This window comes from Pseudomonas vlassakiae (assembly GCF_014269035.2).
GTDB lineage: Bacteria > Pseudomonadota > Gammaproteobacteria > Pseudomonadales > Pseudomonadaceae > Aquipseudomonas > Aquipseudomonas vlassakiae.
In genome coordinates this window covers 13,870-39,844 of record NZ_JABWRP020000015.1, presented here as the reverse complement: position 1 = coordinate 39,844, position 25,975 = coordinate 13,870, and the positions used below count along the sequence as shown (strand labels likewise).

Annotated in this window: 28 protein-coding genes and 1 pseudogene; 22 read left to right on the top strand and 7 right to left on the bottom strand. The window is 57.9% G+C overall.

The genetic code is table 11. The features are described from left to right. Positions 1–9 precede the first annotated feature (9 nt). The 6 genes from HU738_RS18835 to cyoD all read left to right on the top strand — a co-directional run bounded on the left by HU738_RS18835 (position 10) and on the right by cyoD (position 7,252). On the top strand, positions 10–1,680 hold the full coding sequence (locus tag HU738_RS18835; protein ID WP_186603066.1) for an FAD-dependent oxidoreductase: 1,671 nt from the start codon (positions 10–12) through the stop codon (positions 1,678–1,680). Positions 1,681–1,842: 162 nt separating this feature from the next. Continuing rightward, complete coding sequence (locus HU738_RS18830; RefSeq protein ID WP_186603065.1) at positions 1,843–3,168, top strand: MFS transporter; 1,326 nt, start codon at positions 1,843–1,845, stop codon at positions 3,166–3,168. 228 nt (positions 3,169–3,396) lie between these two features. Then, the gene (gene cyoA / locus HU738_RS18825) at positions 3,397–4,320 is read left to right on the top strand and encodes a ubiquinol oxidase subunit II (protein ID WP_186603064.1); all 924 of its coding nucleotides are present in this window, start codon (positions 3,397–3,399) and stop codon (positions 4,318–4,320) included. Positions 4,321–4,325: 5 nt separating this feature from the next. Continuing rightward, entirely contained in the window at positions 4,326–6,299 is a 1,974-nt protein-coding gene (cyoB, locus tag HU738_RS18820; RefSeq protein ID WP_186603063.1) for a cytochrome o ubiquinol oxidase subunit I, read from the top strand. 3 nt (positions 6,300–6,302) lie between these two features. Continuing rightward, positions 6,303–6,917 carry a cytochrome o ubiquinol oxidase subunit III gene (gene cyoC, locus HU738_RS18815; RefSeq protein ID WP_186603062.1) on the top strand — a complete coding sequence of 205 codons (615 nt, stop codon included), beginning with the start codon at positions 6,303–6,305 and terminating at the stop codon, positions 6,915–6,917. After that, on the top strand, positions 6,914–7,252 hold the full coding sequence (gene cyoD, locus HU738_RS18810) for a cytochrome o ubiquinol oxidase subunit IV (protein ID WP_186603061.1): 339 nt from the start codon (positions 6,914–6,916) through the stop codon (positions 7,250–7,252). Before cyoC ends, cyoD begins: the two co-directional genes overlap by 4 nt. Positions 7,253–7,506: 254 nt before the next feature. On the opposite strand, the gene HU738_RS18805 is transcribed toward cyoD, so the two are convergent. Beyond that, entirely contained in the window at positions 7,507–8,265 is a 759-nt protein-coding gene (locus HU738_RS18805; RefSeq protein ID WP_189660626.1) for a gamma-glutamyl-gamma-aminobutyrate hydrolase family protein, read from the bottom strand. A 212-nt stretch (positions 8,266–8,477) separates the two neighbouring features. Here HU738_RS18805 and HU738_RS18800 point away from each other — a divergent pair, with 212 nt between their 5' ends. Next, the gene (locus HU738_RS18800; RefSeq protein WP_186603060.1) at positions 8,478–8,831 is read left to right on the top strand and encodes a hypothetical protein; all 354 of its coding nucleotides are present in this window, start codon (positions 8,478–8,480) and stop codon (positions 8,829–8,831) included. Positions 8,832–8,874: 43 nt separating this feature from the next. Here HU738_RS18800 and HU738_RS18795 read toward each other — a convergent pair whose 3' ends face one another. Next, positions 8,875–9,252, bottom strand: a complete 378-nt coding sequence (locus HU738_RS18795) for a DUF4440 domain-containing protein (RefSeq protein ID WP_186603059.1) — start codon at positions 9,250–9,252, stop codon at positions 8,875–8,877. 270 nt (positions 9,253–9,522) lie between these two features. On the opposite strand from HU738_RS18795, the gene HU738_RS18790 reads away from it, so the two are divergent. Then, positions 9,523–9,738: a hypothetical protein gene (locus tag HU738_RS18790; protein WP_186603058.1), complete on the top strand. Its 216-nt coding sequence runs from the start codon at positions 9,523–9,525 to the stop codon at positions 9,736–9,738. Between the two features lie 57 nt (positions 9,739–9,795). Continuing rightward, positions 9,796–10,290 carry a GNAT family N-acetyltransferase gene (locus HU738_RS18785; RefSeq protein WP_186603057.1) on the top strand — a complete coding sequence of 165 codons (495 nt, stop codon included), beginning with the start codon at positions 9,796–9,798 and terminating at the stop codon, positions 10,288–10,290. 391 nt (positions 10,291–10,681) lie between these two features. Here HU738_RS18785 and HU738_RS18780 read toward each other — a convergent pair whose 3' ends face one another. After that, positions 10,682–11,131, bottom strand: coding sequence for a winged helix-turn-helix transcriptional regulator (locus HU738_RS18780; protein ID WP_182328745.1), 450 nt, complete (start codon positions 11,129–11,131; stop codon positions 10,682–10,684). Positions 11,132–11,229: 98 nt separating this feature from the next. Here HU738_RS18780 and HU738_RS18775 point away from each other — a divergent pair, with 98 nt between their 5' ends. From HU738_RS18775 to HU738_RS18740, 9 genes and pseudogenes are all read left to right on the top strand, one after another. Then, the gene (locus tag HU738_RS18775; protein WP_186603056.1) at positions 11,230–12,171 is read left to right on the top strand and encodes an aromatic alcohol reductase; all 942 of its coding nucleotides are present in this window, start codon (positions 11,230–11,232) and stop codon (positions 12,169–12,171) included. Positions 12,172–12,472: 301 nt separating this feature from the next. Then, positions 12,473–13,318 carry an alpha/beta fold hydrolase gene (locus HU738_RS18770; protein WP_186603055.1) on the top strand — a complete coding sequence of 282 codons (846 nt, stop codon included), beginning with the start codon at positions 12,473–12,475 and terminating at the stop codon, positions 13,316–13,318. A 348-nt stretch (positions 13,319–13,666) separates the two neighbouring features. Then, a pseudogene (locus HU738_RS26405) lies at positions 13,667–13,855 on the top strand (SDR family NAD(P)-dependent oxidoreductase); the annotation flags it as partial. A 5-nt stretch (positions 13,856–13,860) separates the two neighbouring features. Next, a complete protein-coding gene (locus HU738_RS26400) occupies positions 13,861–14,025 on the top strand; it encodes a hypothetical protein (protein WP_437182033.1) in 165 nt (54 codons plus the stop codon). A gap of 13 nt (positions 14,026–14,038) precedes the next feature. Continuing rightward, positions 14,039–14,803 carry an SDR family oxidoreductase gene (locus tag HU738_RS18760; protein WP_054883837.1) on the top strand — a complete coding sequence of 255 codons (765 nt, stop codon included), beginning with the start codon at positions 14,039–14,041 and terminating at the stop codon, positions 14,801–14,803. Positions 14,804–14,841: 38 nt separating this feature from the next. Continuing rightward, the gene (locus HU738_RS18755; RefSeq protein WP_176509225.1) at positions 14,842–15,360 is read left to right on the top strand and encodes a carboxymuconolactone decarboxylase family protein; all 519 of its coding nucleotides are present in this window, start codon (positions 14,842–14,844) and stop codon (positions 15,358–15,360) included. Between the two features lie 180 nt (positions 15,361–15,540). Then, positions 15,541–16,548 carry a zinc-binding alcohol dehydrogenase family protein gene (locus HU738_RS18750; protein WP_186603054.1) on the top strand — a complete coding sequence of 336 codons (1,008 nt, stop codon included), beginning with the start codon at positions 15,541–15,543 and terminating at the stop codon, positions 16,546–16,548. An 81-nt stretch (positions 16,549–16,629) separates the two neighbouring features. After that, a complete protein-coding gene (locus tag HU738_RS18745) occupies positions 16,630–17,727 on the top strand; it encodes an L-dopachrome tautomerase-related protein (RefSeq protein ID WP_225923506.1) in 1,098 nt (365 codons plus the stop codon). Positions 17,728–17,739: 12 nt separating this feature from the next. After that, positions 17,740–18,528, top strand: coding sequence for a glycine betaine ABC transporter substrate-binding protein (locus HU738_RS18740; protein WP_186603052.1), 789 nt, complete (start codon positions 17,740–17,742; stop codon positions 18,526–18,528). Between the two features lie 39 nt (positions 18,529–18,567). Here the strand turns inward: HU738_RS18740 and HU738_RS18735 are convergent, their stop codons facing one another. Further along, complete coding sequence (locus tag HU738_RS18735; protein WP_186603159.1) at positions 18,568–19,458, bottom strand: substrate binding domain-containing protein; 891 nt, start codon at positions 19,456–19,458, stop codon at positions 18,568–18,570. A 96-nt stretch (positions 19,459–19,554) separates the two neighbouring features. On the opposite strand from HU738_RS18735, the gene HU738_RS18730 reads away from it, so the two are divergent. Beyond that, positions 19,555–20,640, top strand: coding sequence for an L-dopachrome tautomerase-related protein (locus tag HU738_RS18730; RefSeq protein ID WP_186603051.1), 1,086 nt, complete (start codon positions 19,555–19,557; stop codon positions 20,638–20,640). 88 nt (positions 20,641–20,728) lie between these two features. Here HU738_RS18730 and HU738_RS18725 read toward each other — a convergent pair whose 3' ends face one another. Further along, entirely contained in the window at positions 20,729–21,664 is a 936-nt protein-coding gene (locus HU738_RS18725) for a DMT family transporter (RefSeq protein ID WP_186603050.1), read from the bottom strand. A gap of 138 nt (positions 21,665–21,802) precedes the next feature. Between HU738_RS18725 and HU738_RS18720 the strand changes: the two genes are divergently transcribed. Then, positions 21,803–22,306 carry an Lrp/AsnC family transcriptional regulator gene (locus HU738_RS18720; protein WP_186603049.1) on the top strand — a complete coding sequence of 168 codons (504 nt, stop codon included), beginning with the start codon at positions 21,803–21,805 and terminating at the stop codon, positions 22,304–22,306. A 22-nt stretch (positions 22,307–22,328) separates the two neighbouring features. On the opposite strand, the gene HU738_RS18715 is transcribed toward HU738_RS18720, so the two are convergent. Continuing rightward, complete coding sequence (locus tag HU738_RS18715) at positions 22,329–23,189, bottom strand: LysR family transcriptional regulator (RefSeq protein ID WP_186603158.1); 861 nt, start codon at positions 23,187–23,189, stop codon at positions 22,329–22,331. 68 nt (positions 23,190–23,257) lie between these two features. Beyond that, a complete protein-coding gene (locus HU738_RS18710) occupies positions 23,258–23,608 on the bottom strand; it encodes a putative quinol monooxygenase (RefSeq protein ID WP_186603048.1) in 351 nt (116 codons plus the stop codon). 239 nt (positions 23,609–23,847) lie between these two features. Here HU738_RS18710 and HU738_RS18705 point away from each other — a divergent pair, with 239 nt between their 5' ends. Then, positions 23,848–25,410, top strand: coding sequence for an MFS transporter (locus tag HU738_RS18705; RefSeq protein ID WP_225923499.1), 1,563 nt, complete (start codon positions 23,848–23,850; stop codon positions 25,408–25,410). A 58-nt stretch (positions 25,411–25,468) separates the two neighbouring features. Then, positions 25,469–25,936, top strand: a complete 468-nt coding sequence (locus tag HU738_RS18700; protein WP_186603046.1) for a GlcG/HbpS family heme-binding protein — start codon at positions 25,469–25,471, stop codon at positions 25,934–25,936. Positions 25,937–25,975: the final 39 nt, after the last annotated feature.

Here is a 25,975-nt window from a genome sequence, read left to right as displayed (position 1 = left end):
GCCCCCAGCATGCAACCCCTCGAATGTGACGTACTTGTCATCGGCTCCGGTGCCTCTGGCCTGGCGGCCGCCGTTACCGCCGCGCATCACGGCCTGCGGGTGATTGTCGCGGAAAAGGCCAGCCAGCTTGGCGGCACCAGCGCGTGGTCGGGGGGCTGGCTGTGGATTCCACGCAACCCGCTGGCGGTTGCCGAAGGCATCGTCGAAGGCGACGACGCCCCGGAACGCTACCTGCGTGCCCAGACCCACGTCACCGAACTGGACCCTCGCCAGCAAGCCTTCCTGCGCCACGGCCCGGAAATGGTGGCATTCTTCCAGCAGCACACTGCCGTGCAGTTCCAGTCCGGCAGCAAGATGCCCGACATGCATGGAGGCGATGGCAGCGCGAGCGGCGGGCGCTCGCTGTGCGCCCTGCCGTTCGACGGTCGGTTGCTTGGGCCATGGCTACACACGCTGCGCCCGCCGCTGGACATCGTCAGCCTGGCGGGCATGGGCATCGCCGGGGGTGCCGACATGGCCGCCTTCTTCAATGCCCGCCGCTCGCCGCGAGCGGCCTTGCACGTTGCCAAGCGCCTGCTGCGCCATGGCCGCGACCTGCTGCTGCATCGGCGCGGCCTGCAACTGGTCAACGGCAACGCCCTGGTTGCCCGCCTGTTGCGCAGTGCCCTGGACCTTGGCGTGACAGTGCTCACCGACAAAGCGGCTGTCCGCTTGCTTGGCGATGGGCGCATCGACGGCGCGCAGTTCGCCGATGGCCGGGTAGTCCGGGCACGCCGTGGCGTGGTCCTGGCCTGTGGCGGATTTGCCCATGATCGCCGACGCATCGCCCAGCTGATGCCCCACGCGCCCGATGGCACACAGCATCACTCGGCGGCGCCGCCAGAGAACAGCGGTGATGGCCTGAACCTCGGCGAACAGGCCGGTGCCCAGCTCGGCACGCTGGTGCAGGCAGGCGCCTGGGCACCGGTTTCCCGGGTGCCGCGCCGTGACGGCAGCGTTGGCCACTTCCCGCACCTGATCGACCGCGCCAAGCCTGGCTTCATCGCCGTGCGCCGCGATGGCCGACGTTTCGTCAACGAAGCGGACTGCTACCACGATTTCATGAATGCGCTGTTCGCCGCCACGCCAGCGGGCGAAGCGCACGAAGCCTGGCTGATCTGCGACCATGCCGCACAGCGACGCTACGGTATCGGCTGGGCCAAGCCGTTCCCTTTCCCGACCGGCTTCTATCGGCGCCGCGGCTACCTGTTCAGCGGCCAGTCCCTGGCAGAACTGGCGCAGCGTTGCGGCATCGATGCCACGCAACTGCAGCGCACCGTGGCCGACTTCAATCGGCACGCCGCGCTCGGCGAAGACCCGGCCTTCCAGCGCGGCGCCTCGGCCTACAACAAAGCCCAGGGCGAACCGCTGCATGGGCCAAACCCTTCGCTGCGCCCCTTGCTGTACGGTCCTTTTCATGCGGTGAAACTGCTGCCTGGCAGCCTCGGTACCTTTGTCGGCCTGTGCACCGATGCCTCGGCACGAGTGCTCGATCATACGCAACAGCCGATACCCGGCCTGTTCGCGGTCGGCAACGACATGCACAGCGTGATGGCCGGGCATTATCCCAGTGGCGGTATCACCTTGGGGCCGGGCATGACCTTCGGCTACTTGGCGGGCAAGGCGCTGAGCTGCCCGTGAGCACGCGCTATTGTTCGGTTATCGAACAATAGCCCCCTCCCCTGAATTGACGCTCGCCGATTCACTGCTCACCATGCACCGGCCTTGCGTGTACCCCCTGCCTGGGGCCAGGTCACGTTCGAGAAAAAGCCGTCCATTACAATTTCAAGAAACGACCCGGATATGAATCACTCCAAGCTCACAACCGCCAGCCCACGGCTGCCCAGCGCCGGCATCGGCGACAAGATCCGTGGCGCCTTCGCCGTCGGCAAGACCCGTTGGGGCATGCTCGCCCTGGTGTTCTTCGCTACCACCCTGAACTACATCGACCGCGCCGCGCTCGGCATCATGCAGCCGGAACTGGCCAAGGCCATGAGCTGGACGGCGATGGACTATGCCAACATCAACTTCTGGTTCCAGGTCGGCTATGCCGTCGGCTTCGTGCTGCAGGGCCGGCTGATCGACAAGGTCGGCGTCAAGCGTGCCTTCTTCGCCGCCGTGCTGCTGTGGAGCCTGGCCACCGGTGCCCACGGCCTGGCCACCTCGGCGGCCGGTTTCATGGTCTGCCGCTTCATCCTCGGCCTGACCGAAGCGGCCAACTACCCGGCCTGCGTGAAGACCGTGCGCCTGTGGTTCCCTGCCGGCGAACGCGCCATCGCCACCGGGCTGTTCAACGCCGGCACCAACGTCGGCGCCATGGTCACCCCGGCCCTGCTGCCACTGATCCTCAGCCTGTGGGGCTGGCAGGCCGCGTTCATCGCCATGGGCTGCCTGGGCTTGGTCTGGCTGGTGTTCTGGGGCCTGAAGTACTTCAACCCGGAAGAGCACCCGCATGTGCGCCAGAGCGAACTCGACTACATCCTGCAAGACGTTGAGCCGCAAGTCGCGCGTTTGCCCTTCAGCCGTATTCTCGGCATGCGTGGCACCTGGGCCTTCGCCGTGGCTTATGCGATCACCGCGCCGGTGTTCTGGTTCTACCTGTACTGGCTGCCACCGTTCCTCAACCAGCAATACAGCCTGGGCATCAGCGTCACCCAGATGGGCATCCCGCTGATGTTGATCTGGCTGACCGCGGACTTCGGCAGCATCGGCGGCGGCATCCTTTCCTCGTGGCTGATCGGCCGCGGCGTGCGCGCCACCACGGCACGCCTGGTGTCGATGCTGATCTTCGCCTGCACCATGGTCAGCGTGACCTTTGCCGCTCATGCCAGCGGCCTGTGGATCGCGGTGCTGGCCATCGCCCTGGCAGTCGGCGCGCACCAGGCCTGGACCGCCAACATCTGGAGCCTGGTGATGGACTACACACCCAAGCACCTGATCAGCACGGTGTTCGGCTTCGCCAGCATGTGCGCAGCGATAGGCGGGATGTTCATGACGCAGATCGTCGGCAGTGTGCTGATGGCGACGAACAATAACTATGCCGTGCTGTTCACCATGATCCCGGCCATGTACTTCCTGGCGCTGACCTGGATGTACTTCATGGCACCGCGCCAGGTCGAAGCCCGATAAGCGCGGGTTTCACTGACCTCGAAGGGGCCCTGGCGGGCCCCTTTTTCATGCCTGCCCGGTTAGCGCAGGTATCGAACCCGGGCGAACCGGTACCCAACCCTGAACCGGACAAGCGGCGTGAGACCGCCGTTCGTCGTGATTAAGTGATTTACATACAACCTTCATGCTCCGAACCTCCTTCTAACTCAGCACAACAAAACATTCGGCAACAATTACGGGACCGGGCGCATGGTAAAGGGAACTTCCACAGCCGCACGACTCATCGGGCTGCTGATGCTGGGCATCATCACGCTACAGCTTTCGGGCTGCGACATGGTGCTGTTCAACCCAAAGGGCCAGGTCGGGCTGGAACAACGCAATCTGATCATCCTGGCAACGCTGTTGATGCTGCTGGTGGTCGTCCCGGTCATGATCATGGCGTTGGTGTTTTCGGTGCATTACCGCGCCTCCAACGAAAAGGCGAGGTATACGCCCGAATGGAGCCACTCGCGCGCAATCGAGGCCGTGGTCTGGGGCGTGCCGCTGGTCATTATCATCGTGCTCGGGGTCGTCACCTGGCGCTCGACCCACGCGCTCGACCCGTACCGCCCACTCGATGCCGACAAGGCGCCGGTCAAGGTGCAGGTCATCGCCACGGACTGGAAGTGGCTGTTCGTCTACCCCGAACTGGGTATCGCCACGGTCAATGAAATGGCCATGCCGGTGGACACACCCGTGGATTTCCGAGTGACCTCCGATGGCGCCATTACCTCGTTCTTCATCCCTGCACTGGGTGGGCAGATCTACGCGATGGCCGGCATGCAGACCCAGCTGCACCTGATTGCCAACGCGCCGGGGCGCTACACCGGTATCGCCGCCAACTACAACGGCCCCGGCTTCTCCGACATGCACTTCAACGCCCTTGCACTCGACCAGGCCGGTTTCGATGCCTGGGTGGCCAAGGTGCGCAGCTCACAACGCCAGCTCGATCAGAGCCGCTATGCGCAGCTGGCCAAACCCAGCGTCGCCCACCCGGTAGAGCACTACGCTGCGGTCGATGCCGGGCTGTTCCAGTCGCTGATCGACAAGTACCAGGGTGTCAACCGGTCCCGCGAGGTCGAGGAGCGCCTGGGCGCCCCTCAGGGTCAATCGCCGCAAGGCAGCAAGGAGTGAGGCACATGTTCGGAAAACTGACCTGGGATGCTATCCCCCTCGGCGAGCCCATCATCATGTATACCCTTGCGGTGGTCGGGCTGATCGGCTTCGGCGGGGTCGCAGCCATCACCTGCAAGCGCAAATGGACGTACCTGTGGAAGGAGTGGTTTACCTCGGTCGACCACAAGCGCATCGGCGTGATGTACATCGTCGTCGCCCTGGTGATGCTGCTGCGCGGTTTCGCCGATGCGTTGATGATGCGTACCCAGCAGGCCATGGCTTCGGACGGTTCGCCCGGCTATCTGCCGCCAGAGCACTATGACCAGATCTTCACCGCCCACGGCGTGATCATGATTTTCTTCATGGCCATGCCGTTCGTGGTCGGCCTGATGAACATTGTGGTGCCGTTGCAGATCGGCGCCCGCGACGTGGCCTACCCGTTCCTCAACGCGGTGAGCTTCTGGCTGTTCGTTTCCGGCGCGGTGCTGGTCAACCTCTCACTGGGCATTGGTGAGTTCGCCCGCACCGGCTGGGTCGCCTATCCGCCTTTATCCGGCATCGCCTACAGCCCCGGAGTGGGCGTGGACTACTACATCTGGTCACTGCAGATATCGGGGATAGGCACCTTGCTGACGGGGCTCAATTTCCTGGTCACCATCCTCAAGATGCGTACCACGGGCATGACGCTGTTCCGCATGCCGGTGTTCACCTGGACGGTGCTGTGCACCTCGATCCTGATTCTGGCCGCATTCCCCATCCTGACCGCCACCTTGTTCATGCTCAGCCTCGATCGCTACCTGGGTATGCATTTTTTCACCAACGAGCTGGGTGGCAACCCGATGATGTACATCAACCTCATCTGGGCCTGGGGCCACCCCGAGGTGTACATCCTGATCCTGCCGGCGTTTGGCATCTTCTCGGAAGTCGCCTCGACCTTCTCGCGCAAGCGGCTGTTCGGCTATTACTCGCTGGTATGGGCGACCATCGTCATCACCGTGCTGTCGTTCATCGTCTGGGTGCACCACTTCTTCACCATGGGTGCCGGGCCGAACGTGAACGCATTCTTCGGCATCATGACGATGATCATCGCCGTACCCACGGGGGTGAAGATCTTCACCTGGCTGTTCACCATGTACCGCGGGCGGGTGCGCTTCGAGACACCGATGCTGTGGACCGTCGGCTTCATCGTCACCTTCAGCATCGGCGGCATGACCGGTGTGCTGCTGGCCGTGCCAGGCGCCGACTTCCTGTTACACAACAGCCTGTTCCTGATCGCGCACTTTCATAACGTGATCATCGGCGGCGCAGTATTCGGCTACATGTGCGGGCTGACCTACTGGTTCCCCAAGGCGTTCGGCTTCAAACTCTACGACCCGCTGGGGCGCGCTGCGTTCTGGTGCTGGCTGGTGGGGTTCTATTTCGCTTTCATGCCGTCGTACTTCCTCGGCTTCATGGGCATGACCCGGCGCCTGAACCATTTCAACGTGCCCGAGTGGCGGCCGTTCCTGCTACTGGAGATGGTCGGCGTGCTGATCATCCTCTGCGGCGTGGCCTGCCAGCTGACGCAGCTGGTCGTGAGCATCCGCAAGCGCCACGAAAACCGCGACCACACCGGCGACCCCTGGGACGGCCGCACGCTGGAATGGGCCACTGCGTCACCGCCGCCGTTCTACAACTTCGCCGAGCAACCGGTAGTACACGGCATCGACGCCTATTGGGGCATGAAGGAACGCGGGGTCAAGACCCTGATCGAGGCGGATTTCCGCAAGATTCACATGCCCTGCAACACCAGCCTGGGCGTGGTGATCGGCGCGTTGAGCACGGTGCTGGGTTTCGCCCTGGTCTGGCACATCTGGTGGCTGGTGATCGCCAGCCTGCTGGCCACGGTGGCGGCATTGATCGTGCGCAGCTACGACCAGCATACCGAGTACTACGTGACAGCCGAGGAAGTCGAACGCGTGGAAACCGAACGGCGCCAACTGATGGCGGAGGCCTGATCCATGTCGCATATCGTCCTGAACGAAACCGCCCATCAGCAAGAGCAAGGTTACGAGGATGCGGGTTCCCTGAGCCTGTTTGGCTTCTGGATCTACCTGCTGACCGACTGCATCCTGTTCGCCACGCTGTTCGCCACCTACGCCGTGCTGGGCCAGTCGGTGGCAGGCGGCCCGGGTGCGGCAGACATCTTCGAATTGCCCTACGTGCTCGGTGAAACCAGCCTGCTGCTGTTCAGCAGCGTCACCTACGGCTATGCCATGCTCGCCAATCACCGCAAGGACAAACGCCGCGTGTTGCAGTGGCTGGGTGTCACCTTCGCGCTGGGCCTGGGCTTCATCGCCATGGAGGTGAACGAGTTCCATCACCTGATCGCCGAGGGCTACGGGCCGCAGCGCAGCGCGTTCCTCACCGGCTTCTTCACCCTGGTCGGCACCCACGGCCTGCACGTGCTGACAGGTCTGGTGTGGATGGCCCTGCTGATGATCCAGGTGCAGCAGCGCGGCCTGTGCTGCGTCATTTCCACACGGCTGAGCTGCCTGAGCCTGTTCTGGCACTTCCTCGACATTGTGTGGGTGTGCGTGTTTACCGTCGTTTACTTGTTCGGGGTGATCCGATGAGCAGCGAAAGCCAGGTTCATAGCAGCGCAGGGGCCAGCCAGTCCAGCCACAAGTCCTACAACATCGGCTTTGTGCTGGCCGCATTGCTGACGCTCGTTCCCTTCGGGCTGGCCATGTATCCGAGCTTGTCGCGCAGCGCCACGTTCCTGCTGGTGCTGGCCTGCGCGGTGATGCAGATTCTGGTGCACATGGTGTTCTTTCTGCACCTGACCACCGCACGCGAGCAGCGCTGGAGCCTGGTGGCGCTTGTTTTCACCCTGGCGATCATCGTGCTGCTGGTGGGGTTGTCGCTGTGGATCATGTACTACGTGCACTACAACATGCTCGGTTTGTGACAACTGGCCGGCCTGTGGCCAGGTCGCCGAGCGGTAATGCTTGACACGCCATCAGGCCTTGAAGAAGCCGCGCCCGCCAGGCTGTGGCTCTTTGACTCCAAAAAAAAGGCCCGCACTGGGCGGGCCGAAGACCTGACGTGGAGAGTCGAACGAACTCTACAACTGTTTTGATGGACGCCTTCGTCGAGGGTTTTTTTCTGTTTGCAATGCCCCCGACGGACGGATGATTCGTGTTTGCAGCTTAACAGCCGATCTCAGGTGAACGACCTTGGCCGCTGTGCCGCTCGCACTCGGCAAGCGAGTCCGAACGCCTCGAAAATGGCGCGATATTGTGGATGGAACATCACCTTCCACTCAGGATGCCACTGCACGCCGAGGGCGAAGGAGCGGCTACCTTCCACCGACAATGCTTCAACGAGGCCATCCATGGCCACAGCCTCGATGCGCAGACCTTCCCCGACCCGTTCTATCCCCTGCCCATGTACCGAGTTGACTTCGATCACTTCGGGAAACCCCAGCCCATGCAACACGCCACCTGGTCGCACCGTAAGCCTGTGGGCGGGCGCGTACTGGTCTTCAAGCGGTTCGTTGCTTGGCGGCTCATGCTCTATGCCAGGTTGATGGAGCTGCTGGACGAGCGTGCCGCCAAAGGCCACATTCATTTCCTGGAAACCCCGGCACACGCCCAGCACCGGCAGCCCTGCTTCTACGGCCGCTCGCCACAGCGGTAGCGTGAGGTGATCACGAGCGGCATCTTTTTGCGTACCGGGTGGGGTCGGCGGGCCCTCGTAGTGGTGAGGCTCGATATTGGAAGGTGAACCGGTGAAAAGCAGACCATCCAGCCCATCGATGATGTCTGCTATGTTCAGCAACTCTGGAAACATCGGTAAGATCAACGGCAATCCATGGGCAGCAGTGGCTACTGCCCTGGCATTTTTGTCGTCATTCAATTGAACTGCATGGGGGCCGACCTTATAGCTGCAGGCCGTCACCCCGATTATTGGCAGCCGCAATGTCTTCTCCCCCTTGCCAAGCCGCTTGTCGTTGAAGCCCCAGTAACCAAAGCCAGCGATTGCCTCGAGGACAGTACAGGTATCCGACCCTATGAAATTCCCGAGGCAGATGAAGCGCGAATCTACTGGGTTGAACCTGACGCAGTCGCATCCGTTCACCCCGATTGACGGTTGGCATATCCACAACGGTTCAATACGCCAGGCAGGCCCCCATGAGCGACATTGAAATACTGTCCGTCTCTCCAGACGGTCGCTACCAGGTCCAGGCGACCCCGTGGGAAGCAGGCAACTCGCACTGGGTGTTTCCGCCGCAGATCATGGACCTGCGTAACGGACACGTGGTGTTCGGCTTTAAAGACCCTCTGTGGTCGGCAGACCTCAGCAACTGGACAAGCCCGACCCAAGTCGAACTCACGCTGCGCAAATACCCCGGCCATCGAGCACCTCGGGGGCTCAAGGTAATCATTGAATGTGCGCTGGGGACCGCAGAGTATGGCGACGGCATGCACATCGAACTGGCCCGCCTGGAAAGCACCCTTGAGCGCATGCTCGATCTGCTCGGCTGAACTGTACCTCTGCCAGCGACTTGGCCAAGGCTCAAGCGGTAAATCACGCTGCCCAGGTTTCATGGAGATGGCGCCACAAAATGCGGTCTCCCTGAAGGCTGAACAGCGCCGTCGAGCGCCGTGTCGTCGCGTCCTGGCCGGGCAACCGATGGGTCTCTTGATAGCGGACCATTGCACCCTCCGGCCATTGCGCCAAGGTTTCCAAGCCAGAGAGCTCGATGGTCAGCCCCGGCTGGCTACCAGCACGCGTGGCGAACAGGTTGGCGACATCCTGCAGGCTCACCTGCAAGCCAGTCGGCGTGATCATGGAGAACTCCGCCGTGAAGCGCGCGACCATGGCCTCGACCTGGCCCTCTCCTCTGGCGAAGAGCGCCTCGATCAACACGTGCAGGTCGATGACTTCTTGTAGATATGGATTCATGGCATTTCAGTCCTGGTTCGATAGCTGATTACAACCGATTACCTAAAAGCCCGACCCAGGTCGAACTCAAGCTGCGCAATATCCCGGCCATCGAGCATGATGGCTCATAAGTCGTGAAACAGGTGAACGGCTCCCTGGCGTACCGACGTGCAGGATGAGCCTGCAGGTTCTGGCCACCGTGCTGTTGCTGACCAACGGGGTGATGAACATCCTCACTTTGGCAGGGAGCGCCGTCGTCTGAGTGTCGTGCAACTCGATCATGACGAAGGCATGAGCCATTTCACCGCGTTCGAACTGACCGACTGGGGACTCCTCTTTAACGCGGTACTCATTATCACGCTGATCAGCATGATGATGCGCAGCCTCATGCCCCTACCGATCCTCTTCATGCTCGCCGTCGGCCCGGGCGTCTTGGTGAACTTCCCAAGTGTCAAAGACCAAAAGGAAGTTATCGTCGTCGTTCTTGGAGAAGTTGCGAGGGTTTAGGGACTGACATAGGCTGCACCTTCATGAGTGGATGCTACTGACGCTGGAGAAACAGTGATGGGATTACAAGGATGTGCAGCGTTTCACGGTCTGGCGTGCCGCCCTGTCGGGCCTTCTGACGCCGAAATGATCTGCACGCATCGCGAGCAGATGTTCCTCGAAGCGGGTGGTATTGCTGAAGATCTGCGCGTCATGACTGAGCACTTTCGCCCATGGCTGGAGGAGCGGCTGGGAGACGGTCGGTATTACGGATTCAAACTCCTGGATGGAGAACACGTGGTCGCCGCGATTGGCCTGATGAGCATCGATTGGCCACCCCATCCCTCGCACCCAACCCTCGACAAGCGTGGCTATGTGTTGAATGTGTACGTCCAGCCGGCCTACCGCCGCCGGGGCCTGGCTTCGTCATTGATGCAAGCGGCTGAAGCCGAGTTCGCTCGCCGAGGCATCACCTTCGCGGTGCTGCATGCCACTGAGACGGGCAAACCGGTGTATGAGCAAGGCGGTTGGGCTGGAACGGCGGAAATGGCCAAATCCATTGCTGTGCAGTGATCACTTTCGAGCCTTTGCAGACCCTCGGCCTTGAGGCCGACGGAGGTCCATTCGGCTAGGCCGGGGGTGTTGGCCTTGTCGCGGCAACAGGCGCGCAGGCAGGCGGAGGATTTGAGGCCCCCTGGGTAATGCTCCTGATAGGACAATTGGCTGGGCAGTCACAGGCCGCCGCTATGCAATACCCGCCAACGAGCGGACTGGATGCACCGAAAGGAATAAATTCGTTTCGCCTGCCACGGGCGGCTGCTAACGACCTATGCGCGTTCGTGACCGTCCGCTTACGACCCATAGCTGCCCGTCGCGAAGGACGGCTGTAGGCCAAAGGCATGCGTTCGATTTTTGCTAGGTCAAATCGAGTGGTACTTATCTGAAAGAGGGTGCACGCTATCGATTACTCTGGATCAAAGAGTGCCGGGGTGGGGATTTGCCAGGCGGGCTTCTTTTCACCTTGACTGTCGAAAGCGCGACGCGCCTCGCGGAATTCCTCTGCGTTTTCGACCACCCACATCCAAACGGGGGACATCCGAACCAACAGCTCCATACCCAGCGGCGTCAGCTCGTATTCGACGCGCGGCGGAATTTCCTCGAACTCCCGTCGAAGCAGTAATCCATCCCGCTCCATGGCGCGTAGCGTCTTGGTGAGCATTCGCTGGGTCACCCCAGTCATCTGTCTTTTTATCTCGGCGTGGCGCATCGTGCCGTACACGCCCAAGGCATGCAGGATGCCCAATGACCATCGGCTACCTGCGTGAGCGAGGACTTCCCGCCTGACGCCATCATCATCTTCTCGGAGCGTTTGGCAGATAGCTTCCGCCTGGCTCAGAGCGTCCTGATTGGTCATTTTTTCCTCCTAGGTATCACACGTGTGCCTTCTTACGAGTACTGCCTGATCATGCCAGCATTCGCTCATGTTATAGGCATTACGCCTCAGGAGAAATCATGACCGAAGCAACCCCGCTTGCCCCTCAATCCATCCTTGTTCTCGGCGCTGGGGAACTTGGTCTCCCGGTTTTGCGCAATCTCGCGCGGGTGGCCAAACGCGCACCTGGTTCCCAAATCAGCGTTCTTCTCCGGGAGTCGACCATCAACACCCAGACCCCGGAGAAAAAGGCCGAAATCGACGAGCTTCGTGGGCTGGGCATTCAGATGGTCGCTGCGGATCTGGTGAACGATTCAATTGAACAGCTAGCTGAAGTGTTCGCCCGGTTCGATACTGTCATAGGCTGTGCCGGCATGGTCGCGGGTCGAGAAACTCCCATGAAACTGGCGACAGCAGCGCTAAGGTCGGGCGTGAAGCGCTACTTCCCGTGGCAGTTTGGCGTGGATTTCGAAGTGATCGGTCGGGGCAGCCCCCAAGATCTTTTCGATTCTCAACTCGATGTACGCGAGGCGCTTCGTGCGCAAGACAAAACTGAATGGGTCATTATCTCGACGGGCATGTTCACCAGCTTCCTTTTCGAGCCCGTATTTGAGGTCGTGGACTTCGACAATGACATCGTTAACGCTCTCGGCAGTCTTGAGAACAGCGTGACGCTCACTACACCAGACGACATCGGCGCTCTCACGGCGGAAATCGTCTTCTTCGAACCTCGCTTCCGCAATGAGATTGTCTATCTCTCAGGCGACACGGTGTCGTATGGACAAGTCGCGAACATCCTCGAACATGCGCTGGGTCGTCCGTTCAAAACTAACGTGTGGTCTGTTCCGTTCCTGATGGATGAGCTGAGAAAAGATCCTACCCATCACATCAAAAAGTACCGTGCTGTGTTCGCACAGGGCAGAGGTGTGGCATGGCCTAAATCGGGAACCTTCAACGAACAGCAGTCGATTCCAGTAACCACCGCTGAGCAATGGGCTCGGGCGAACCTTGGGGGCAAGTGAGCGCGACGACAGGTAGCTGACTTGCCGAGAAACTCCTAGGCTCGACAGTGGACGCTGATAACTAGCTTGAGCCTTTAGAGGGCGACAAGCTGTCTAGACTTCAGCGTAGGGCCTCAGTGTCCGCAATGGGTCGGAAGCAGCCGCTCACCAACGGCCGATTTCGACCCTGAGCGGTCATACAAATCCGTTTTTCGCATGCGTGGACAAAGTCATCATGTCCTGAAAACCAACCCTAAACGACGTACCGCCTTGGACAACGAACCTTCAGGATTGGACCACACCAAACCAAGGAGCAGGCCCGATGTCCACCTCGATCAAAAGCGCTGAAGCAGAAACTCGTTTCATTGATGTCAGTAATCGCCGACTCGCTTACCGCACGATAGGCGATGGCAAGCCCTTGCTCTTGCTGGTTCGCTATAGAGGCACGATGGATGACTGGGATCCCCTGTTTCTCGATAGTCTGGTCACGCAAGGCTTTCAAGTAACAGTCTTCGACTACACCGGTCTGGGCCATTCAACAGGTGAGGCGAGCTATAACCCAGGCTCTCTGGCAAAGGATGCCATCGAGCTGATTCACGCCCTTGGCCTGGGCCGCGTCGTGATTGGAGGGTGGTCGCTTGGCGGCATTGCTGCACAAGTTGTTCTGGCGCAAGCACCACAGCTGGTGAGCCACTCGGTACTGCTGGGCACAACGCCTCCTGGCCAGTTGGTGAAAACGGGCGAGCCGCTGTTTTATGAGCTTGCACGCCGTGAAAACGACTTCGAAGATTTTGTGAAACTGTTCTTCGAGCCAACCTCGGATCAGAGTCGAACAGCGGCTGAACTCGCCTGGTCGCGACTGGCGTCCAGAACCCAGAATCGTAGTCCGCAGGTGCCAGTTGCCTGGGCTGCACAGCAACTCGGCGACGCTCCCAAGAACCCGGTATTCCCCGTAGAAGCAGTACTGCAGGCCCTCAAGACCACCAACATCCCGGTTCTGCACATAGGCGGTGATCACGACATCGTATTCCCTGTCGAGAACTGGCAGGCGCTGACCCAGCAACTTCCATCGCTGACCCAACTCAGCTTGCCGAATACCGGGCATGGCCCTCACATGCAATACCCCATCGCCACTGCCCGGCACATCGGGGCATTCGTCGCGCAGTAGCGACCAGTAGCCGCACATTGAAAAGGCCACTTTACGTGGCCTTTTCTACTTTTCTACCAGCGTCATACCTTAGCGCCACCACTCATCATCCTGTAGACCGCTACGAATGAAAGGCTCATTACCAGCATGGCGAACATTATTGCGGTTTCGAAGATGCCGTATCCGCTAGCTACCGCATACCCAGTGACCATCGCCGGAACACCCATACCGAGGTAGCAACAGAGGAAGACAACGGACAACACTCCTTCGTCAGTTTCGACCACGTCCTAAAACATGACCATATGCGTCGTTTAAGACAAATCTGTTTTTTTGCATCATGGCTCCACACCCAAACAACGGAGCTGGACCATGACTCAGGAATACAAAGGCACCGCCCTGATCACAGGCGCATCCACCGGCATCGGAGCAATTTTCGCAGACCGCCTGGCTCAACGTGGCTATGACCTGATACTGGTCGCCCGCAATCGTGATCGCCTGAACGCGCTTGCCAGCCATATCACCAACGAGACTCAGCAGAGCGTTGAAGTGCTCCAGGCGACCTGATGGATGGCGCCCTTCAAGACTTCGACAACGGTGTCCTGATCCCCATCCCTTCCATGCAGGACATACAGCATTTCGAGCTGTACGAAAGCAGCCGCAAGGCGCTGTTCGGACATCTCTCCAGCAACAAACTCGCTCCGCGTTACGACGTTCAATCAATCCATTGAAAGGATACAAATCATGAAAACGAGCGCAAACACCATCTTCATCACTGGCGGCACCTCGGGCATCGGCCGCGCCTTGGCCGAAGCGTTCCACCAGCGTGGAAACAAAGTCATCATCGCGGGCCGACGCCAATCGCTGCTGGATGAAATCGCCAGCTCCAATCCCGGCATCGACACCGTTCAGCTTGATATCAATGATCACCAGCAGATCAAGGATGTCGCACAAGAGGTTATCCGTCGCCATCCCTCGCTGAACGTCATCATCAACAATGCCGGCATCATGCCTTTCGACAACCCAGGCTCAGGCGATTATGACGACGAGCAGGCTGTAGGGCTGCTGCAAACCAACCTGCTGGGCCCGGTGCGTGTCAGCGCAGCGTTTGTAGAGCATCTCAAGCGCCAACCCGATGCCTACATCATCAACAACAGCTCGGTACTGGCCTATCTGCCACTGGCCGCGACAGCCCTCTATTCGGCGACCAAAGCTGCGATTCACTCCTACTCGCTGTCGCAACGTTTTGCCCTGCGCGATACCAGCGTCAAGGTTCTGGAAATCGCACCGCCATGGGTAGACACCGATCTGATCCACAAAAGTGGTGATGAACGCGCCATGCCGCTGGACGAATTCATCCAGGAAACCCTGGAAAAACTGGAAACAGCGACAACCGAAGTCCTGGTTGACCGCGTCGTCCCAGTGCGCGCCAACCAAGGGCCAAACGAGCATGAACTGATCAACCAGTTCAACCAGGCTCTGGCCGAAAACCCTATCCCTGTCGCCTGAACAGAAACGCATTGGAAAACCTGGAAGGAAGCAAAATCATGACCCGTATTGCTGCTTTGACCCTTGACCAAGCTCCAGCCGCTGCGCGCACTGCCCTTCAGGGCATTGAAAAAGGCTTGGGTTTCATCCCTAACGCCTTCGCTACCCTGGCTCACTCGCCAGCAGCCTTGGGAGGATATCTCGCTCTGGCACAGGCGCTGAGCAAGAACAGCCTGACACCTGCCGAACGTGAAGTAGCGGCACTGGCGGCCTCGGAAGTTAACGGATGCGATTATTGCGTCGCGGCCCACAGCTTCTTCGGTGGCAAGACCGGACTGAGCGCTGATGATCTGCTGGCAGCGCGCGCTGGCACGCTGAATGGCGTCGCTGCACTGGCTCGGGCTGTCACGCTCAGCCGCGGCCAAGTGAGTGACGAGCATCTCTCAAGCGCACGGGAAGCTGGGTTGGACGATGCAAAAATCGTCGACGTCATCGCGCAGGTCTCGCTGCTGACCTTGACGAACTACCTGAACAACGTGGCGAAAACAGACATCGACTTCCCACCGAAAGCGATCTGAACCGACGCCTGACTTTGAGCGACGTGTGCGCTCCTTCCAAGAGGATCAGCCATTCCCGAATGGCTGATCGCCTCAACCTTCAGCGAAACGGCGAAAGTCTTCCTCGGGTTAGCTGGTTTTTGAGGCTCACGAAGGGAGTTAGCCTGGCATCACTCTCTGACCTGTAAAGGACAACCTCATATGAAAGCCGTAGTTTTCCAAGAAGCTGGTTTGCCAATCCAGAACGCTCGTTCCCTGTTCGAAACGGACCTGCCGAAGCCCACCCCAGGTGCTCGAGATCTGCTTGTCGAAGTGAAGGCGATTGCGGTAAACCCGGTGGATACCAAGGTGCGAGCCCGCAGCACCAGCCAAGAGGTCCAAGTGCTGGGTTGGGATACCGTTGGTATCGTCCGTGAAGTGGGCAGCGACGTTTCATTGTTCAAAGTTGGCGACGAAGTATTTTACGCCGGCGCGATCGATCGCCCTGGTAGCTACAGCGAATTTCACTTGGTGGATGAGCGCATCGTCGGCCAGAAACCACGTAGCCTGGACAATGCCAGTGCCGCAGCCTTGCCGCTGACCTCCATTACTGCCTGGGAGCTGTTGTTCGATCGACTGGGCGTGCAGGAGAACGGTGGTAAAGGACAACGCCTGCTGGTCATCGGCGCCGGTGGTGGGGTTGGCTCGATCCTGGTCCAGCTGGCGCGCAAACTTACTCAACTCACCGTCATCGGTACAGCGTCGCGGCCAGAGACGCAGTCTTGGGTACAGGAACTGGGCGCCCACCATGTGATCGATCACTCCGCCTCGATCCCGCTGCAGCTTGAAAACCTGAAACTCAACCCGGTCGACTACGTTATCAGCCTGACCCATACCGAAACCTACCTGCCCCAGATCGTTGAAGTGCTTCGCCCACAAGGCAAACTGGCGCTGATTGATGACCCAGCACAACTGGACGTCATGCCACTCAAGCGCAAATCGCTTTCGCTGCATTGGGAACTCATGTTCACGCGTTCTCTGTATCAAACCGCAGACATGATCAAACAGCATGAGTTGCTGAACAGAATTTCCGAGCTGGTCGATAACGGCGTCATCCAGACCACCATTGGGGAACACTTCGGCAAAATCGGCGCAGATAACCTGAAGCGCGCCCATGCTCTGATCGAGAGCGGCAAAGCCAAAGGCAAGATCGTTCTCGAAGGCTTCTAACCCGCTGATACGCTCAAGGACAAGCATATGAAAGCTTTCTTCCAAGCCACTGGCCTGGCTGTCGCGGTCTCGCTCAGCGCAATGGCCATGGCCGATACCGCCTCGGGCACAGGCGCCAACCCCGAACGTGTGTTCGCTTTCAATGGCGCCATGCCTACAGGCGTGACCGTCACCGAAACGGGTCGTATCTTCATCAACTTCCCACGTTGGGGAGATGACGTACCCTACACCGTGGCGGAGATCAGACAGGGCCATTTGGTTCCTTACCCGGACCTGAAAACGAATGTGGAAAACGCCAAGGATCCGGCCGCCGGGTTCATCAGCGTGCAGAGCGTCGTGGCTGACGGTCAAGGGCGTGTCTGGGTATTGGATACAGCCGCTCCCGCCTTCTCCGAGCCCAAGGCAGGTGGAGCCAAGCTGATCGCGATCGACTTGAACACCAACAAGATCGTGAAGACTGTTGTGTTCCCGCGTGAAGTGATTCTGCCAACTACCTATGTCAATGACGTACGTTTTGATTTTCGCGCAGGTAAAGAAGGTACCGCTTACGTCACCGATTCGTCGGTAAAAGGGCCAGGCGGAATCATCGTCCTTGACCTGGCCAGCGGTACCGCAACCCGCCGCCTCAGCGGGGCCAAGTCAACTTCCGTAGACCCTGAGTTCCGACCTGTCATCGAAGGGAAACCCGCGCTCATCACCCGCGACGCGCAGGGTAAATCAGGGCTGCTGACCGTTGCCTCGGACGGCATCGCCCTGTCGAGCGATGGTAAGACGCTGTACTTCTGCCCGCTTTCGAGTCGACACCTGTATGCGGTGCCAACGGCTTTGTTGCGAGACCCCAATGTAAGTGAAGCCGAACTTGAACGAGCCGTTGTGGACCTGGGTGAAAAAGGCGCCTCCGACGGTCTTGAGGCTGATGCTGACGGTGCAGTCTATGCGGGCGATTATGAGCACAACTCCATCCGCAAACGCCTTGCCGATGGCACTTGGCAAACCGTGGTCGAGGATTCGCGAGTCCTTTGGCCGGATACCTTGTCGATCGGCCCAGACGGGTATCTGTACTTCACTGCCAACCAGCTGCATCGCTCACCTGGCTTCAACGATGGCCAGGACAAACGGGTCAAGCCTTACAGCCTGATGCGCGTCAAGATCGACGCCAAGCCTGCGCCAACGCATTGATAAGGAAATGACATGCAAAAGCACATTCGCTTGGGCTACATCGACCTCAGCTTCCATGCCGCTAGCGCAGCGCTTGTGCAGCGCACGCTAGAGCGACATGGTTATCTGGTGGAAGTCATCACAGCGCCTCATGAGGAAATGTTCCGGTTGTACAGCGAAGGACAGGTAGAGATGCTCGTATCTGCCTGGCTGCCAGCCAGCCACGGTGCCTACCTGGCAGCTTGCAAGAAACCGAGCACTTCTCTTGGAGTCCTTTACAACCCGTTCTGCATTTGGGGTGTGCCTGATTATGTACCGGAGGATCAGGTCGCTACGATTGCAGACCTGCTGAGGCCGGATGTTGCCCAGCGGATGAGCCGCCGCATCCAAGGCATAAACCCTGGTGCTGGTATCAGTCGCTTTTCCAAAGCCATGGTGACGCAATACGAGTTGGATGCTGAAGGCTACTTTTTTGCGCAAGGCACCGAGGCCGATTGCTTCAATCGTTATGAGCAATCCTATGCCGAGCGGGAATGGTTTGTCGTGCCGCTGTGGCATCCTCAATATTTGCACCATGCCTACAAAATCCGAGCCCTGGATGAACCGCTCGGGCTGTTGGGTGGTGAAGATCAAGCAACGCTCATTGCCGCCAGTGACGTTGTGCAAAAGATGCCGAAAGAACTGATTGAGGACCTAATCTCGCTACAACCTGGCAATGCCGCGGTCAGTGAGCTTGATTTTCTTATCCGTCACAAAAAGCTTTCAGCCTTGGAAGCTGCAGACATTTGGCTCTCACGTCAGTCGGCACCGGCGGAAGCTTGAATCAGTAGCGGGGCCCCGTGCCCCGCCACTGAGCCCCGACTAGCTTTCGAAACGTTTTGCCAGAAAGGCTCTAAGCGATTGGATGGCCGGCGTGAGCGATGTGCGATGGGCACATACCAGCTGAAGCGGTGCCGGCTGCCCATAGCTTTCCGGGAATAGCTCAACCAGGCGGCCGCTACGAAGATCCTCGGCAACATCGAGCCTGGACTTGTAAACGATCCCCAATCCGGCGACAGCCCAGCGTCGAACAATATCGGCATCATCGCTGATTCGATCACCTGTCACCTGAACCGTCCGCACTCCCTGTGGGAAATTGAAGCTCCAACGCTCGTAGGTTTGCTCGCCCATTACATATCTCAGGCAATTATGCTTGCTCAACGCCTCAGGAGATTCCGGCGTACCATGACGCGCGAGATACGCCGGCGAGGCGCAGACTGTTCTGCGGTTCATCGGTGCAAGTGCCAGGGACACCAGGCCCGAGTCACTCAACTGTCCATACCTGATACTAGCGTCCAGATGTTCCCCCACCAGATCGGCCACCTGATCACTGACCCGCAATTGCAGACGTACCATGGGGTGCGTTTGCTGAAACTCATCAAGCCATGGGAGCAACACATTCCTGCCGATATCAGATGGCATCGACAAGCGAATAGTGCCAGCGATTTCGTCACGGCCCTGGGTCAACGCTACCTCGCCATTATCAAGTGCTTCCAAGGCTTGCCGCGCGTGCGGCAAGTAGCGCTCGCCATCATCGGATAATCTCAATCGACGCGTGGAGCGAACAAACAATCTCGCGCCCAGGTTGCTTTCCAGACGCTGAATGGCACCGCTCGCCAAGGCGGGCGAGATGTCAAGCAACCGCGCCGCGGCGGAGAAACTACCCGCAGCAGCCGTCGATACGAAGACCTGCAGATCATCGATTCGTATGATTTTCTTCACTTTGACGAAATGCTTTACGTGATGGCGAGGTTTTTCAGCGTAATGGGAAAAATGATCATTGCCCAGCCCTTCAAACAGGAACTTGCAATGACCTTCCCTAAACGATTTGTACTAACAGCTCTGATGGCAGGCTTTATCGGTGTAGCCCACGCCGAGCTGCCGCCAACCCTTCACGTGGTAGCCCAATCGGCAAATGCTGTATGGAATGCGGTGGCCGTGGACAGCGCCGGAAGCCTATACGTATCGGGCCCAAAATGGACTGGCTCAGCGGGGCCATCCGTATCGAAGCTAGACCAAGCTGGCCAGCCCCATCCCTTTCCAAATGAGCGATGGAATAGCAATGACGCGACCATTCCAGCCGAACAGCGCTTCGTCAATGTCAATGCCATGCGCGTTGATGACAATAGCCGGCTGTGGATTGTCGATGCAGGCGTAACTGACTTCGGCGGCAAAGTCATTCCAGGTGGTGCAAAGGTCGTGGTCGTTGACCTAAAAAGCGGCGAAGTGATCAAGGTCATCCCATTCGACAGCAGCATCGCTCAAGAACATAGCTACATCGACGATATCCGCCTCAATGGCAAGCATGCCTACCTGACGGACGCTGGCGTTCCTGGCATCGTTGTTTTGGACTTCGAAACCAACAAAGCCCGGCGCGTCTTAACGACCACTCCTGCTGTACGCGCGCCCAAGAACCGCGACATTGTCCTGAGCGGCAAAGTAGTCAGAGCGCCAGATGGGACAGCATTGAGGGTGCATTCCGATCCCCTTGAGGTATCCCCGGACGGGAAATGGCTCTACTTTGCACCGTTGGAAGGCCCTTGGCACAAGATTGAAACGCGCTGGCTGGATGATGCCAACTTGCCTGAAGTTGAGCTCATCAAACATGTCGAGTTCTGGCGAGATCTGCCGCCGGTCGGTGGGACAGTCATGGACAGCAAGGGCAATTTCTACTTCAGTGACCTAGCTGAAGATAGCGTCAAGCGAATCGCCACTGACGGCACCATTCAGACCATTGCAAAGGACACTCGCCTGCACTGGGTCGATGCACCTGCGTTCGACAACCAGGGCAGATTGTACTTGCCGGCAGCGCAAGTCGATCGAGTAGGCTTGTTCAACGATGGCGCATCGAAGGTCGTGCGACCACTGAGCGTCTATCGCATAGACCCTAAGTAACCTCACTGCACCCGTTTCAGAGCTAATGCCTTACGCATTGCGAGCTCTGAAACGGGTTTATCGAAAAGCCTCCGCCAAACTTTATGGTTTAGGTCCGGCGGGAACGCGAAGCTAATGCAGAGACCACGACCCCCAAAACCACCAGGCCGAGCCCGGCAAGGAACATGGTGGAAACGGTCGCACCAAAAGCCAAGCAAGAGAACACTGTTCCAATCAGAGGTACCCCAAGGGTGAAATTTGACATGCCAAACGTCGAAATTCGCCGTCCGTACTCCGCAGAAATCACAAAGCACGCCGATGTCGCAATCGGCCCGATGAAGAACAATTCCTCAGCCAGTTTCCTATCCAAGACAAGGGATGTTGGTGAGCCTTCGCTGACATATGCTGCAATCGCCAACGGTATGGTAGCCAAGAGCATCTGCCACGGGGCAAGCGCCAGAGGCGGGGTCACCCACCGATGACGTTTCACATGAAGGATGACAATTGCCCAGCTGACCGCTGCAAGAAGCAGGAATATTGCCCCCAACACTGTTTCCTGATTTGTCCATTCGAGCTCTCCTGGGGAGCACACAGCCGCGACTCCTGACATCCCTATGACAAGCCCTGCAACCTGCAACCTAGAGGGCATTTCACGGAACATGACCCAGGCGACAACCACACACCACAGTGGCGTTGTGTATGCCAAGAGCACAGCGCGGCTAGTGTCGACATGAACCATCGCCACCATACCCAGACCTGTGAAAGCCATCATCTGCAACAAACCCACGCTTGCGATGATTGGCACATCCTCTATAACGGGAAGCTTGAGCTGTCCTCTCACGACCAGATAGGCAAAAAGACAAACCGCGGCACTGGCGAAACGAATGGTAGCCAGCCAGAGCGGAGGCACGTCATGCAATGCAAGCTTGGTAACCGGCCAGCTACTTCCCCACAGAAGCACCATGACACCAAGCCAGACGTAAATCGAAGATATCCCAAAATTTTTGGTGCGAGTCTTTAACACTTGCTGAGTTGAAGCGCGCATGGTGCCACCTCGTTGCAATCTAGTTACGTAGCACCATGATATTTTTGGGCATGCGAAAAAACGTACCTATCTCTTCCTCAGAAGTAGAAATACCGGTACATTTCATTGGAAAGCTCTCATGCAGAGGAAAAATTTACCATGAGCCGCTCGAAGCTCGATGACGCTAGCCTGCGCATCCTTGATGCACTCCAAGAAAATGCGGAGTTAAGCAATGCCGAACTCGCTGAAATTGTAGGGCTTTCAACTTCGCCGTGCTGGCGACGTGTCTCAGAGATGAAGGAAAGTGGGATCTTACGAAGCGCCGTAACGCTAGTTGATCCTGCAGCGCTCGGTCTTGCAATAAATGTATTCGTACACGTGTCGCTCAAACTCCAGGACAAGCAGTCTCTAGAAGTATTTACGAACGCAATCAGGGAGCGCCCAGAGGTGATGGAGTGCTATTTGATGAGCGGCGAGGCGGACTTTATGCTGAGGGTGGTAAGCGAAGACCTGACAAAGTATCAGGCGCTACTGCTTGACTGCTTGACCACCATACCCGTTGTGGCAAGCATCAAGTCGAGTTTCGCACTTAGCCAAGTTAAATATACGACTGCACTGCCCACGAATCATTTGAGAGGGCGCGCTTCAACGGGTAACAACTAACGTTCATCCTTTCTTTCACTCCTCAACCGAGGAGTGAAAGGTAGTTTCTGATTGGTAGAGCTTGATCGTGCCGCCTGCTCACCAAGCCTAGCCAAGACACTTCCTCCAAACCATTAACGGGGCGGAAGGTAACTCCAGGTAGACTCACTGCGACGGCTGCCGATTTCGGCACGATAGAAACCCCTTGTCCCAGTGCCACCAGAGCCAATACCGCGACTAAGCTCCCGGGCTGGGGCCCAAGCTTTGGGACGAACGCGCCCAAACTGCCGACGGTGATCGTCCCGGAGACCTGCTCTGGCAATATGAACAACTCATCACCCAGATCACCAGGATCGATGCAATGACGAGAGGTGAGCGGATGCGAGCAAGGTAACGCAAGCACATAACCTTCTTCATCTAGATGCGCGACCTTCAACTCAGCCGGAAGTACCATGGGCGCTCGCACGTAGGCGAGATCAATGCGCCCCTCCGCCACTAGCCGAGGAAGCTCTAACATAGGATATTCGCGCAAGGACAATTGCACGCCGGGGAAAGCCTTCTTAAACGTCGTCGTATGCCTCTGCAATGCTCCGTTGAACACTGCCGAGGCAACATATCCTATTTCGATGTGCCCATTTTCACCCCGCCCGGCGCGTTGCGCTTGCTCTTGAGCGATATCGAATCGATAGACAACATCACGAGCCTCTGTAAGCAACGCCTTACCCGCTTCGGTCAAAGTCGCTTTGCGCTGTGCTCGGACGAAAAGTTGAACTCCTAACTCTTCCTCCATTTCCTTGATCTGTCGACTCAGCGTTGGAACGGCGATATTTAGGCGAAATGCGGCCCTAGTAAAATGACTGGCTTCAGCCACCGCCAAAAAATACTTAAAATGTCTGATTTCCACTACTTTATGTTTCACCTGAGAACCGAACACGTCCGAAACCAAACTTAGCCGTTACGTTAGCTTAAAGCTCATGGCAAACCGTTTCCAAGCCAGAAGTTTGGGTTTACAACAGACTCCACCTGTACAGCAGAAGCAGCTGGAGCCAAGCGGTAAACCTGTACACTCGCTTTGCCGTCAATAGCCGCACTTAAATTTTTAAACGCCTCACCGAGTGTATGTTGAGTCAGCGCATCATCATTTTGCCAAAGCTCAAGCATGGTCCAGTGGCCTTGAGTGTCCATGTTTTCAAAAAGACGATAATGAAGACACCCGTGCTCTGACTGCGTTGCTTCGACAGCTATTAGCAGGGCGCTGTGAACCTCTGCTACTGATGATGGATCTGCGGTGATATGCGCTACAACGGTAATCGTACTAGTCATGGCGAGCACTCAGTGTGTTGATGCCTTAGCTTGATCACTTCCACTAGCACGTGAAACCCAAAGGGTAGTGAAACAGTTTCAACAAATTGACGAAAGTCCCGGAAACCCTTCTAGCGCGGGCCAGCGCACAGCCGCCATACCTGCGTTAGTTTTTAGCTAACGAAATCGTTCATCGATGAGAGATCTTGATCGATTGCTGCCAGATAAAATCGAGGACTGACCATTCAGGAATGCGAAAATTGGCTAGCGAACCGACCTACAAAAATCCAGGATTGATCCTCGCAACGGCATCCGCGGTATGTGCGCTTATCATCCTCGACACGAACATTGTCGCGGTGAGCTTACCGACCATTGCTCGCGAGCTGAATGCCACCCTTACCGACATTGAATGGGTTGTAAGCGCGTACCTACTGAGCTTCGCAGCTCTTTTGTTACCTGCAGGAAGCCTGGCCGACAGGTTCGGTAGAAAACGAACGCTTCAGATTGGTCTGACAATTTTCGCCGCGGCATCGGCTGCCTGTGCAGCTGCTCCGACTTTGTTGCTCCTGGATGTAGCCCGCGCTTTCAAGGGTGTAGGAGCAGCCTTACTCCTAACGTCTGCACTGGCAAGCATCGGCCATTGCTTCCCCAACGAACCAGCTCGTGCCAAAGCATGGGCATTTTGGGGAACCACAATGGGGATCGTCATTACTAGCGCTCCGCTCCTTGGTGGGCTCATCACCACTACGATCGGATGGCGATGGATTTTCTGGCTGAACGTTCCGGTGAGCTTGTTGCTCATGTGGGCAGTGCATCGCCTGATTCCAGAGTCTGGCAACAAAAAGGCGTCACGGCTTGATCCAGTTGGAGCGTTGCTGTTCAGCGCTTCCTTGGCTTGCATCATGTGGGGCCTCATTGAAGCCAACCGCGCGGGGTGGCAATCAACAGCAACTACCCTGCGCTTGACTGCAGGGCTACTGCTGATGGTGCTGTTCGTAATTTTCGAGAAGCGTCATCCACGCCCGATGGTCGACTTCGACCTGATGAAGCATGCCCGCTTTAACGCTGCGCTGCTGGGCATGTTTTCGTATGCCGCGTGTGCGCAGGTCATGATGACCCTCCTGCCATTCTACCTGCAGGCTGGCCTAGGCTTTTCGGCCATAACCTCGGGACTCGGGATGCTGCCATTTGCTCTGGCCATGTTCCTGATGCCGCGAGTAGGTGCCTATTTGCCGAAGAACATTCACCCCGCCACAATCATGAGCATAGGCCTGCTGCTGGTGGGCCTGGGTAACGTTGTTTGCGCCATGGTAGCCACCTCCGGTAGCTATCTGCTCTTCGCGATGGCAAGCACGGTGCTTGGTGCCGGTGCTGGATTGTTGAACGGCGACACTCAGAAAAACATCATGGCTTGTATCCCTCCAGATCGCCTAGGCATGGGTTCAGGCATGAGCACAACAATGCGATTCTCGGCCATCAGTCTTGCCATTGGGGTCTATGGAGCACTGCTCGTGGTATTCACGAGGGATGCACTCAAGGACTCGCTCAGGACGATAGCCCCTCAACTGTCCTTAGAAGCAGAAAGGCTTGCGTTGAGCACCGCAGCAGGTGATTTGCACAGTGCCTTAGAAACCATTCCGGAAGCATCCAAGGCAGTTGTCCGCGTCGCTGCCGAACTCGCTTTCATGCAAGGCTTTTCCCAGATGCTATTCGTGGCCGGAATTCTGGGAATGCTTGCTGCGTTGATCGTTGGCATCTACCTACGCCGGCCGCTGCCAAACTCTGGCGTCATGCCAACTCTGAACATGAAACCAAACCAATGATTCCAATCATCTCCTCCGACAGCTGATTTCTCGACCGAGAGCAAAAGGACTATCAAAAATGATCCGGAGACTGACTGTGGTTGCTGCAGCTCTTGCAGCTTCCGGCGTGCTTGCAGAACCGACAACAGCCCCCACTACAAAGCCGACCCTTAGCTTAACGGAAGCCAAGCAGCTATCTGCCGCAGCCCAGGCCTATGCCGCCCAGCATGGATGGCCGTGTTCCATCGCGATCGTTGACGACGGTGGATGGCCGGTCCTCACCGCAAGAATGGACGGTGCTCCAGTAGTAGCCGGGATAGAACTGGCCCAAGGAAAGGCAAAGACTGCGGCAATCTTCAAGCGCTCTTCAGGTGACTTGGAAACCAGCGTGAATAGCGGTCGGGCGGCAGCGATCACCTCAGGTTTCGTCATGATGAAGGGAGGTCTACCAGTTAAATCTAATGGAGTCGTCGTAGGTGCTATAGGCGTTAGCGGCGACACACCTGAGCATGACATCAGAATCGCCATGGCCGCTCTAGAGCAGTGAAAGCGAACACTTCCAAGGGCGAAAGCGGCTCAGTGCCGC